Source organism: Sphaerisporangium flaviroseum (genome assembly GCF_039537005.1).
Lineage (GTDB): Bacteria > Actinomycetota > Actinomycetes > Streptosporangiales > Streptosporangiaceae > Sphaerisporangium > Sphaerisporangium flaviroseum.
Genome location: NZ_BAAAZR010000030.1, coordinates 1 through 12241, shown reverse-complemented (window position 1 = coordinate 12241; position 12241 = coordinate 1). Strand labels below are relative to the sequence as shown.

Annotated in this window: 6 protein-coding genes; 4 read left to right on the top strand and 2 right to left on the bottom strand. The window is 64.3% G+C overall.

Annotation, left to right across the window (positions count from 1 at the left end; genetic code table 11):
* Positions 1–376 (bottom strand): hypothetical protein (locus ABD810_RS30075; RefSeq protein WP_344948048.1); only part of this gene is annotated, 376 nt, incomplete at its 3' end.
* A gap of 678 nt (positions 377–1054) precedes the next feature.
* Between ABD810_RS30075 and ABD810_RS30070 the strand changes: the two genes are divergently transcribed.
* Together ABD810_RS30070 and ABD810_RS30065 are read left to right on the top strand one after the other, a co-directional pair.
* Complete coding sequence (locus ABD810_RS30070) at positions 1055–9685, top strand: LamG-like jellyroll fold domain-containing protein (RefSeq protein ID WP_344948045.1); 8631 nt, start codon at positions 1055–1057, stop codon at positions 9683–9685.
* Entirely contained in the window at positions 9682–10008 is a 327-nt protein-coding gene (locus ABD810_RS30065; RefSeq protein WP_344948042.1) for a hypothetical protein, read from the top strand. The genes ABD810_RS30070 and ABD810_RS30065 overlap by 4 nt, the downstream gene beginning before the upstream one ends.
* Before the next feature lie 370 nt (positions 10009–10378).
* Here the strand turns inward: ABD810_RS30065 and ABD810_RS30060 are convergent, their stop codons facing one another.
* A complete protein-coding gene (locus ABD810_RS30060; protein ID WP_344948039.1) occupies positions 10379–10765 on the bottom strand; it encodes a hypothetical protein in 387 nt (128 codons plus the stop codon).
* Positions 10766–11103: 338 nt separating this feature from the next.
* Here ABD810_RS30060 and ABD810_RS30055 point away from each other — a divergent pair, with 338 nt between their 5' ends.
* Both ABD810_RS30055 and ABD810_RS30050 read left to right on the top strand, forming a co-directional pair.
* Positions 11104–11481 carry a transposase gene (locus ABD810_RS30055; RefSeq protein ID WP_344948036.1) on the top strand — a complete coding sequence of 126 codons (378 nt, stop codon included), beginning with the start codon at positions 11104–11106 and terminating at the stop codon, positions 11479–11481.
* Between the two features lie 232 nt (positions 11482–11713).
* Positions 11714–12241: helix-turn-helix domain-containing protein (locus ABD810_RS30050; protein WP_344948033.1), on the top strand; the 528-nt coding region annotated here is incomplete at its 3' end.

Here is a 12241-nt window from a genome sequence, read left to right as displayed (position 1 = left end):
AACCGCGCTCGACCAGCCGTTTCAGCTTCGACCGCAGCCCCTCCCGCGTCGAGGCCGCATCCTGTAGGCCCATCGCCACCAGCAGCTGCCCCGCCCGCATCGGCCCGCCCCCATCAACCAAGATCTCAACCGCGTCCCGATACGCCTGCGGCAACACCTTGGTCCCCATCCCCGAACGCCACCGCGGCACCGTCACCACCCCCAACCGCACCACCTCCGGCGGCTCCTCCTGCGCCCCCGCCGCATCAGCCGAGCCGCCCTCCTCATCGGGCTCCTCGACCAGCGAGGCGGCCTCACCAAGGATCTCCTCAACCGTCTCGCGCGTGACCACCAGACGAGACAACCGGTCCTCCTCGACCCCCAGCCGCTCGGTCAACTCGCTGATCTGCTGTCGCAGCCCCTCGACCGACGCCGAGCCGCAGCCTCCCGCCGCGCCAGCTCCTCCAGCAACGAGCCCATCGCCACCACCGCCTTGCCTCAGACGGTAGGACGTGATCCCTTACCCAACCAGGCCCGAACCACGAAGCCGCAGCTCAGCCACTCCCTCAGAAGGAGCCGCACCCGTCAAGGAAGTGCGCCTGGACAGCGCGTGATGCGCGGGCAGCCCCGTACGGCTTGCGCGGTTGTGTCCGGATGTGGACGCACAGCCAACCAGGCGGGCTCCCGCCCCGTCTCACCTGTACCTCCTTGCTCTCGTGAGGAGACACCTTGCGTGTCCGTTTGATGCTCTCTGCCGCGGTTCTGGCCAGCGGCTTGCTTCAGTTGTACCGCGGGCTTCAGGCGATCGTAAACACGCCCAGCGCTGCCCACGTCCGTTCACATACGACCCGATCTGCCCGCCGAGAAACTTCATTGCCGCGGCCAATACTCCACGCGTGGTGACAGATTGATCTCCAATAGTGATGTGACGTAGATCACTATTGTGTTGACTGCCCTCTTTACGTACGTTCCAAGTGATCTACGCAGAACCTTTTAGCTTATCTGGATGAATCCAGGTACTCGTCTACCCGACGGCGCCCTGGTGGCTTCTACGCGCCTGTAGAAGGGGTGCCGCATGCGTCGTTTTGCGTTGCGTCGATGGTTGGGTATGGCGACCATAATTGTGTCCGCCTTGATGGTTTTCATCTCAGGTGTCGGCGTACCGGACGGCCTGACCCCGCGGGCAGCGGCGAATACCACTGAGCAGTCGGCTGTCGAGGTGTCCGCCGCCGATGTGGACACCCCTGTCCAGCAGACCGGTTCGGCCGCCGGGTTACCGCATCTTGTGCCGACCGAGTCGACCACGACGAAGCTCGAATCAGTCGGAAACGCGGCAACGGATTTCAAACCGCCAAAGGGCGCGCTACCGCTGGAAGGCCGGCATAAGGCGTCGAAGGAGCCCGCGACAGGAGGACTGAAGCCTCCGCAATCGCCGTATCAGCGCGCCCGCGAGGATGGCCGGGGCACTTCCGAGGATGGGAAGGCCCTCACCTCGCTCTCCCCCAGCGCTTCAGCGTCGTCTGGCTCTTCGCCGTCCGCCGGCCCTGCTGGACGGGTGTCCGCCGCGCCGACGTCGGCGGAAGGCGCCACCACGGCCGCCGCGAGTTGTTACTACCCGGCCTGGTCGCCACTTGCGCACTACTCGACGGGTGCCACGGTTTCATACCTCAATACGACCCGAGGCATGACCGAGGCGCACGACTTCCAGGCGACGCGTGATCCACAGGGCCTGCCGCCGTTGAGCACGACGGCGTGGAAGGACCTGGGGCTGTGTTACGTGCCAACGCAGCCGCAGCCGCAGCCTCCTACTTTCCAGAGCATCTGGCCTCGGAGCGGCGCGCTGGCCGGGTCGTTGACACCTACGCTTGGGGCCTGGGCGACCTCGGCCACCGGCAGGCAGGTGTCCTATTGGTTCCAGATCTGTTCCGGACCGTCAGGGCCGTCGGGGAGCTGGGACTGGTGTACCGGCGGCTCGTGGACCACAGGGGGCACGTGGATCGTGCCGGCCGGCAAGCTGAAGTGGGGCAAGAGCTACTGGTGGTCGATTCAGGCACAGGACACTTCGAACGGTCTCAGTGTCACCTCGCCGTGGATAACGATCAGCCCCCAGCCGGAGCAGCCGTCGATCAACTCGCTCCTCGGAAGCGGCACCGGCGGCCGGGAGTTCAACCATGTGGTGGGCAACTACACCCAGACGGTAACCGATGCCTCGGTGCCCACGGTCGGTCCTCCGCTGACGGCCACCCGCACCTACAACAGCCTGGACCCTCGCACGGAGGGGATGTTCGGCGCGGGATGGAGCACCCGGTGGGACATGCGGCTGATGGAGGAGCCGCAGACGCAGACTGTGCTGGTCACCTATCCCGATGGCCGGCAATCGCGGTTCGGTGCGATCGGGGACGGCAGCTACGCACCGCCGCAGGGCTCCTACGCCACCTTGGCGACGGTGACCGGCGGCGGATGGCGGCTGATGGACAAGTCCGCCACTTCGTATGTGTTCGACGCCCAGGGCCGGGTGGTGAAGGTGACCGACAACCGGAGCCGGGCCCAGGACCTGGTTTACGGTACCGACGGCAAACTGGCCAAGGTCACCTCCACCGGGGGCCGGTCGCTGTACTTCACCTGGAGCGGCGGTCATGCGAACGGCGTGTCCACCGACCCTGTGAACGGGGCACCACTGAGCTGGTCCTTCACCTATGACGGCGACAAACTGGTCAAGGTGTGCGGCCCGGGTTCGAGCACCGCGTGCACCACCTACGCCTACGCCAATGCCTCCCGCTACAGCACCAGCGTGCTGAACTCGGTCCCCTCCAGCTACTGGCGACTGGATGAGACCAGCGGCGCCAGCGATTCCAAACTGGCCGGTGCGGTCGGCTGGAACTTGGGCAGCGACGATGCCATCTTCAACAGCGGCACCTATGACGCGACAGTCGGGGTGGCGGGGGCCCTGGGCGGGTCGGCCGACACCGCGGTGAGGTTCGCCGGAACGTCGGCCTCCAGCTCCTACGCGTTGCTTCCTGATGCCGCGATCAGTGGCCGGGGTGGCTACCTCACGGTCGAGGCGTGGTTCAAGACCACCGGCTCCGGGGTCGTTCTGGGCCACAGCGATTCGTCCTCCGGCGCGCCGTCGAATTTCACGCCAGTGCTGTATGTGGGGACCGACGGCAAGCTGCGCGGGCAGTTCTGGAACGGCCAACCCACCCCGATCACCTCTGCCGGTGCGGTGAACAACGGCCAGTGGCACCATGTGGCGCTGTCGGGTGATGGCAGCAGCCAGACGCTGTACCTGGACGGCCAGGCCGCCGGCACGCTGAACGGCACCATCGATCACCGTGACCAGTTCTCCACGCGCCTGGGCTCGGGCTACGCCTCCGCCACCTGGCCGGCCTCCACCTCCTCCACGCAGGTGTTCCCCTTCAAGGGCGACATCGACGAGGCCGCGATCTACAGCCGGTCACTGGCCGCGTCGGAGATCCGCGCCCACTACCTGGCAGGCGCTGCGGCGCCGCAGATGACCAGGGCCACGCTGCCGTCGGGGCGAGTGTGGGCGGACAACACCAACGCCGCCGACGGAGGCCGCCTGCAGACCCACACCGACTCCAACGGTGGCCTGTGGAAACTCAGCGCGCTCCAGTACTCCCCAGCCTCTGACGGCGACCCGCAGGCCACCGTCACCATCACCGATCCCCACAACGGAACGCTGGTCTCGGTGCATGACGTGCTTCGCGTCCTGAGAACCACCAGCCAAACCGACCAACTCGGCAAGAAGTCGACCTACAACTACGACACCGGCGGCTTCCTCAGCAAGATCACCGACCGCAACGGCAACACCACAGAAGTCACCCACGACGAGCGCGGCAACGAGCTCAGCTTGACTAAGTGCCGATCTGCCGGGAACTGCCAGACCTCCTATGCCGCGTACTACCTCAACACCGCTGACAAGTTCGATCCCCGCAACGACCAGATGACCGCCTACCGGGACGCGCGGTCGGCAAGCAGCACCAGCAACACCTACGCCACCAAGTGGGACTACACGACATTTGGCGAGAAGTCCAAGGAGACCACACCGGCCACCACCGACTTCCTCAACGGCCGCTCCACCACTTACGCTTACACCGACGGGACCGAGACGGCGGTCGGTGGTGGCCTCACGCCCGCCGGCCTGCTGAAGGCCGAGACCGATCCCAAGGGCAATGAGCGTGGCTACGCCTACACCCCCGCCGGTGACCTGGCGCAGGTCACCGAACCCACCGGCCTGGTCACCAAGCACACCTACGACGCGATCGGCCGCAAGACCTCCAGTGGCCAGATATCCGCAGGTCAAGGGGGCGAGGAGCCGCCACCGGCCGGTGCCGATGGGTTGGTTGCCGCCTACGGGTTCGACGCCGGGACCGGGACGGCCATCGCGGATGACTCCGGGCACTCCCAAGATGGTGTGGCCACCGGCACGTCATGGTCGACGTCCGGCAAATACGGGAAGGCACTGTCGTTCGACGGCACCTCCTCCTGGGTGACGGTGCCCGACTCGCCGTCCTTGAGGCTGTCGCAAGGAATGACCCTGATGGCATGGGTCAAGCCCACCGTTCTGGACAACTGGCGCCAGGTCGCCCTCAAGGAATACACCGGCGGGTTGTCATACGGGCTGTATGCCTCCAACGGGGCACAGCCCAACGGCTGGGCAGTGAACACCGACGGGGTGCAGGGCAACGTCGACTCCCCGCAGAACCTCCCGCTCAACACCTGGTCCCACATCGCCGTCACCTACGACGGCGCCAAGCTCCAGTTCTATCAGGACGGCACCAAGACCGCCGAACGGGACTTCTCCGGCTCCTTGCGTGCCGATGGCGGTCCGTTGCGGATCGGTGGCAACAGCGTCTGGGGCGAGTACTTCTCCGGACTGATCGACGAGGTGCGCGTCTACAACCGGGCGCTGCCGGAAACTGAGATCCAGTCCGACAAGGACACCCCGGTCACCGGTTCGGGCCAGCAGAGCGCCGGCACAGCCACGACAACGACGACCTTCGCCTACGATGCCTTCGGCCGGGTGGCCAAGGAGACCGGTGCGGCGGTGAAGAACGAGGTCAGCGGTGTGACACATACCGCCGAGAGCCGCTACACCTTCGACGACGACGGCAACAAGCTGACCGACACGTTCGCCGACCTGACCGGTGGCGACCCCAGCCGCACGACGACCTATACCTATGACACCTACGGCCGGATGGGGACGATTACCGGGCCCGAGGGTGGTACCCAGCAGGCTGCTTACGATCACATGGGCAGGGTCGTCAGCACGGTGGACACGGCGGGGACGACGTACAACTACGCCTACACCGCACGAAACCAGCGAGCCTCGGTCACCTTGAAGGGCTGGACCGGCAGTCCAATCAGCCCAGAGACGGCCCACGACGTGGTCACGCGCTCTTACGCCTACGACCCGGGTGGCCGCTTGGCCTCGCGGACCGATGCGACGGGCCGAACCGCCCGCTATACCTATTTCGGCGACGACAGCCTCGCCGAGGAGATCGCTGACCGTGTCAAGTTGAACACCTCCACTACGCCGGTGGATGTGGTGCTGAACTCCTCCACCTACGACGCTGCGGGGAACCTGACCCGGCTGGTCACCGGAGATGGCAAGACTCGGCTCGACTATGTCTACGACGCGGCAGGCCGTTTGACCTCAGCCACCCTCGACCCGTCAGGGCTCGGCAGGAAGGTGAGCTATGTCTACGACGCCAACACCAACGTCACAAAGTCGACCTGGACTGCTACCGGTTCCACGCGGACCGAAATGGAGTCCTACGGATACGACGTCGGCGACATGCTTATCGAGCGAACCGTGGAGAACGGTACGACGGATCTGACAACCTCCTGGAGGGTCGACGACCGTGGCTTGGTGACCGAGGTCACGGATCCGCGGGGCAACGCCTCTGGTGTGACCCGGATGGATTACACGACGCTTGTCAGCTACGACGCGCTGGGCAGGACGATCAAAGTCCAGGCACCACCAGTCAAGGTGGAGCGTGACGGTTCAGCTGCGGTCGTCGAGCGGCCAACCACGCAGATGGGTTACAACGCGGCGGGGGAGCGCACCCATGAAACCGGCCCGGAAGGTCGGACTAGTACGGCTGGTTACGACAAGGCAGGAAGGGTCACCTCGTTCTCGGCGACTCCGTACACTCCTCCCGGTGGTGCGGCCCTCACGCCGCGAACGTCATATGGCTATGACGTGGCCGGTCGTCTCATTTCGATCACCGATCCACGTGGCAACATCTCCAACGCGACCTACGACCCGCTCGGGCGTCTGGTTCGTATCACCGATCCTCCGGCCACGCAGGGTGCGTTGCGAGGCAACTGGGACTACGCCTATACCTTAGCGGGCGACGTGCTTTCGTCGACGGACCCGACGGGAGCTCGGCTCGAGGCGACCTACGACGGGCTCGGACGCCAGGTCACCACTACGGATGTCGAGCGAAAGCCGACCGGCGCGGCGCTCACCACGACCGCCGAATATGACAGTGCGGGCAACATGATCGCGGTTGTACGTCCCGCGGGCAACCGAAGCCAGGCCACGTTCAATGCGGCGGGGGAGATGGTCACCTGGACCGACGCGTTGAGCAACTCCAGCACCTTCACCTATGACCTGGTCGGCCGAGTGGTCAAGGACACCGACGCGCTTGGCAATGCCACGACCGCCGACTACGACATGGCCGGGCGGAGCATCGCGATCAAGGACCTCAACGCCTCGGGAACCGTGCTGCGAACGTATGGGTTCGAGTACGACGCCGCGAGCAACCCCACCAGCCAGACGACTCCCGAAGGACATGTCATCCGGCGCTCCTTCGATGCCGCCGACCAGCTGACACAGATCGTGGAACCGGTGTCCTCAAGCAAGGTCATGGCCACGTCGTTCGGTTACAACGCGGCCGGTGAGAGGACTCGCGTCACCGACGGGCGCGGCAACTCCTTCCTCGCCGAATACAATTCTCTAGGTCTGGTGGAGTCGCGCATCGAGCCCGCCACCCTAGCCCACCCCAACGTGGCCGACCGTACCTGGACCACGACCTACGACGCTGCGGGCAATCGGGTAGGCGTGCTGCAGCCAGAGGGCGCTCGTATCGCCAGCACCTATGACAACCTCGACCGTCTGGTGAGCGTAGAAGGAGCCGGCGCGGAGGTCACCACCCAGGCCACAGTCTTCGGCTACGACCTGGCCGGTCGGCCTACCAGCGCAGGTGACCTGGCTTTGACCTTCAACGATCGTGGCCTGCTTCTCAAGACCGCCAAGTCCGGTACATCCGCTGACCTGTCGTCCTTCGGCTATGACGCCAACGAGCGGCTGGTGCAGCGTACCGACGCCTCAGGTACGGCCTCGTTCACGTGGGACGATGCCGACCGGTTGAAGACGCTCACCGATCCGGTGACGGCCATCACCTTGACCTATGGTTACGACAACGCTGACCGGCTCACCGGAATCAATTACGGCACGAGCGGCCCCAAGCGGACTTACTCCTACGACCCCATGGATCGCCTCACCGGTGACACGCTGAAGACCTCTTCGAACGCGGTCATGGCTTCGATCACGTACGGGTACGACCTGGACGACAACCTCACCACCAAGACAACCAGTGGTACGGCTGGCGCGGGAAGCAACAGCTACACCTACGACCACAGTAACCGGCTCACCTCCTGGACAGCGCCCGGAGGCGCAGTCACCGACTACGGCTGGGACGACTCAGGAAACCGTATCCAAGCCGGCTCGCACACCTTTGCTTATGACCAGCGGAACCGGCTCCTGTCCGGCGGCGGCTCGACGTACACCTACACCGCACGCGGCACTCTGGCGAGCGAGACCAAGGACGGCACGACAAAGCTGTTGAAGTTCGACGCCTTCGATCGGATGACCAGCGACGGCGAGGCCAGTTACACCTACGACGCCCTGGATCGCGTCACCAGCCGCACCCGGAGCGGGACGATCAGCCGCTATCTATACGGCGACTTCGCCAACGACATCGTAGCGATGACCGACTCCGCTGGCGTCAAGCAGGCAAGTTACAGCCGAGGCATCTACGGTGAGCCGATCGGCATTTCCGACGGCAGCGGCCCTCGCGTCGCCTTCGCCGACCAGCACGGCGACGTCGTCGGCACCTTCCAGAGCGCAGGCACCTCGCTGACCGACTCGGTCGCCTACAACCCATTCGGCGAGGAGACCGCGAGAAACGGCGCCAAGCACGGCCTCGGCTACCAGGGGGAGTTCACCGACCCCGACACCGGCAAAGTGAACATGCACTCGCGCTGGTATCAGCCCGGCACGGGTGCGTTCATCTCACGCGACACATGGACCCTTGACCCCCAGCCCTCGATTCGTGGCAACCGTTATGCCTATGCGGCCGGTGGTCCGCTGACCGGCGTAGATCCGACAGGCCACGTCCCCTCGAGGCCGCACGATGGTGGTGACTACTGCAAAGCAAGCACGAGCGCGGAGAGACCCACCGCTGAGGATCGCTGTCGTGAACTTGCTGACCCGAACACGCTCGGTGGCAAATGTCTCCCTGAACGCGCCCCGTTGAGCGCAGCGGCCAAGCCCTGCGACGGCGGGGGTGGCGGCAATGGTAACAGTGGGAAAAATAACGGCAAGAACGGCAACGGCAACAGCGGCGGTGGCACCTGCGGAAAGCCTCCGCTGGAGGCCGCAGTCAGTGTCAATGGCTGTAGAGGTGACAGGAATGGTGGAGGATCCGGCGGCGGTGGAGGCAAGAGCGGCGGCGGGACCGGTGGTGGAGGCGGAGGCGGTAAGCACGGAGGCGGGGGTGCAGGTGGCGGGGGTGGAGGTAAGAGAGGCGAAGCTGAATTAGTAACCGCGCCGATTGATATGCCTTTCAACTGCGACCTGAGTTGCGTTAAGGACATCATTGATCGAATCCCGGATGGTGCATTGCCTCGCGGCCCGAGTAGAACATGCGACTGCACGTTCGTGGTCAGCCCTGTTCAGGGAATCCCTCAGTCTTCGCCCATCCCTAACCAGCCGCGCACCGATCTTCCTGCCCCACCGTCCGGTGGTGGCCCCAATGTGCCCCCACCATTCAGTGTGCCTCCACCTCCGGCGGGCGGCTTCTGGGACTGGTTGGGAGGTGTCGCCACCGGAATCGGCGAACAGGGGACTATTCTTGATCTGTGCGACATCTATCCCGAAGATTGTTCCCGTAAGCCGATTGGAAATCCGAATACGCAGGCGTGGCAAGATGGATACAGCTCCGTTACGGAGCCGCCCACAATCATTGGGCCTGATGGCAAGCCTCACGTGGTGGACGATACTCCTGTGTTCCTTCCGTTCGGACCACGGTTCGGTCGTAATGCTGATGGTCACCCCTCGGGCCGGGGGGGTGGTCTGGGGCCGAGGTGGGCACCGCAAGATATTAAGAATCCTGCATGCTGGACTGGTTGCGAAGAGGTGGCCTTGAAGATCCAGCGTATGCTGGGAGGAGGAACGAGGTACAGGATAACTAATGGAATGAACCCTCCTGGTGGTAAAAGTACATTTGGTTTGGGTCCTTATAGAAAGACCGAACCTGAGTGGCACCATCATGACGTCGTAGTAAAGGACGGCAGAGTCTACGATGGATTCTCGGACAAAAACGGAGTGCCGCTGGATGAGTATCGTAAGTTGTGGGACTATGATGATGTACTTCGATGGGATCCATTACCATGATGTTGAGTGAGATCGTGCCGCTGCTACGGAAGTATCCCGGCATGTTCGGTCTGGACAACACATTCTCGAGCATGGCAGCATTCTTGCGAGGATTCGACGTCGGGACTGACCATCAGGCCCTCGACGGATTCTGCGAAATGCTTGCCGATAAGATCGGCGATGGTGCGAACATGTCGTGGGAGTATCTTGTGTTGCGCCTCGCCTTTCCGGACAATTCGCAGCTCTGGGACAAAAATCGTTCCAGAGAAAACAATGAGGAAGGACTTGCGAACGATCTGCTCTTTGATTTACTGCATGAGTTTATTGACTCTCGGGTTCAATGAGCTCATTCCAACGTGTTGATGCAGGTCACGGGCTCGTCGCAGATGGACGGTCTTGATCACATATAAATGAAGCTCCTGGTAGATGCAGGTCTGCCAAGATCATGCACATTCAGGAGCTTCGATGCTTTTCTATCGTGCCGCGCTGCCGTTGTCGCCTTAAAGCGAACGCGCCCAGGTCCCCACCGACGACATCGTTAACGGCACCTCTCTACATCATCCATATTGATCGTCATCTTCGAGATAGGACTCCTCCGCAGGGATCGATGATGAGCCCGTTTGTCGGAGCCGGTGAGTGTGTCACCTCCGTGTGCGCTGCCAGAGCTGTGATGGCCGTACTGCGGCGAATGGCCTCGGCGCGGATGAGGTCGAGCTAGTGGCGGGCGCCGTCGACGAGCAGGACCCAGACGCGAGCATGGCGGGGATCGCGGGCTTCGGCCTGGTCGAACAGGGCGGCAATCACCTCATCCGGGTCGTTGATCACCGAGCCGCACAGCCATTTCCCGCTCGCGTGCGGCCCTGGCCGTGGCCTGCGTTCGCCGGTGCGTCCGCCGGGCAGGGCGATCACATCGTGCGGCCGCCGCGGCGCGGGCTCGGCGTCGTAGAGGGCACCGAGAGTGGCCATCCGCTTGCGGCACGACTTCTGACCGGCCGCAAGGCGGGTCCGGAACGTGCGGGTGGCTCGGGCAGCCGCTTTCGCGGTGGCCGGGCGAAGCGCCTGGGGCCGCATCACCACGCCCTTGGCGTCACAGCTGAGCACCAGCAGCTCATCACGGGTCCGCGGCACGGGGGTGCACTGAGTCGTCTCAGCACGGATCCCAGATCCTGCTGCGATTTCCTGTATGTCAGGGCACGGATCTTCGCCTTCACCGAACGGATGGGCCGCTGGGCGATGAAGGTGTAGACGTGCCAGATGTTCGCCCCTCCCACCCGGCACCAGCCCCGGCCGCTACCGCCCGCCCGACACCCTCCTGGCATTCCTCTACAACCTCTGACCATCGCCGCGAACACCCGGTTATGCCGATCCGCGAACAGCCAGTCCTCTGCCGGGCAGGCAGTCCGCCACCGAGGTCGGCATAATCCGGATCCTGGGCCGGCATGTGCCCGGGCAACCACGAATCGGCCGGCCGCCACCGCCAGGGCAGACGGCGCAAAGGCAACCAGCATCTGCAGCCGGTCCTGGTCGAGGCGGACTGGTCAGCGGTCCGGCATCGGGGCTATCTCAAATCCCTGTTCGACCGGCATGTCATGAAGTGGGGCGGCTACCGCAGCCCGCTCGCCAAGAAGAAAGCGATCGTGGTGGTCGCCCACGCGATGATCGTCATCGTCTGGCACGTCCTGGCCACCGGCAAGCCCTACCACGAACTCGGCGAGGACTACTTCACCAACCGACACGATCCCGACAAGGAAACCCAGTGCCTGATCAGCAAGCTCCAAGCCCCGGGCCACAAGGTCACCCTGGAACCAGCCGCCTGACCCAGACATCCTGGCAAACCTTCACCGGCGATCAACAGTAAGGGTCCGCTGCCGCGCGCCCAGCCGCGGTCCATTCACGTATTAGGTAGGGCGGGAACACCTGACGATCGCCCTAGCATGGTCGGTGACAGCGAACGGGGCGCCCTGCGAGGTCACCAGCGGATCCGGGACTGGCGGACCCGGGCACACAGGTGGGCTCGATCAGCGTCCGACATCTGTCGAGGGGGCATGAGTGGCTGCTGAAGGCCTGGTCGGTTCACGTATCAAGACCGCCCGCCGGAAATTGGGCCTGTCACAGCTGAAGCTCGCCCAACCTGAGCTGTCCGAGAGCTACGTGTCGTTGATCGAGTCCGGACGGCGGACACCTCCTGCCGCGGTGGTGGAGCTGCTCGCGCAGAAACTGGACTGCTCGGCGTCGTACCTGCTGCATGGGGCGACCCCGGAGCAGATCGACGAACTGCTCCGCAACGCGCAAACGGCTTTGACCCAGGGGCAGGTGGCCAAGGGCCGGACCGGGTTCCTGCAGTTGCTGTCTGAATACGAACTCACCAGCATGCCGGCGATCCAGTATCAGGTCGCAGTGGGTCTGGTCGACTGCGCGCGATCGGTGAGTGATCTGGATGAGACCATCGCGGTGCTGGTCGCGATGTGTGAACACGAGCAGGTGTCGTTGGAGCAGTGGACGCGTCTGAGCGGGGTGTTGTGCCGGTGTCACCGCCGCAAAGGAGATCTGGATCAGGCGGTGCGCGTCGCCGGCGCC

Bases quoted from the DNA above. Each gene is read 5' to 3' on its own strand.
- ABD810_RS30070 (WP_344948045.1), top strand. From the start codon at position 1,055: ATGCGTCGTTTTGCGTTGCGTCGATGGTTGGGTATGGCGACCATAATT.
- ABD810_RS30055 (WP_344948036.1), top strand. From the start codon at position 11,104: ATGTGCCCGGGCAACCACGAATCGGCCGGCCGCCACCGCCAGGGCAGA.
- ABD810_RS30065 (WP_344948042.1), top strand. From the start codon at position 9,682: ATGATGTTGAGTGAGATCGTGCCGCTGCTACGGAAGTATCCCGGCATG.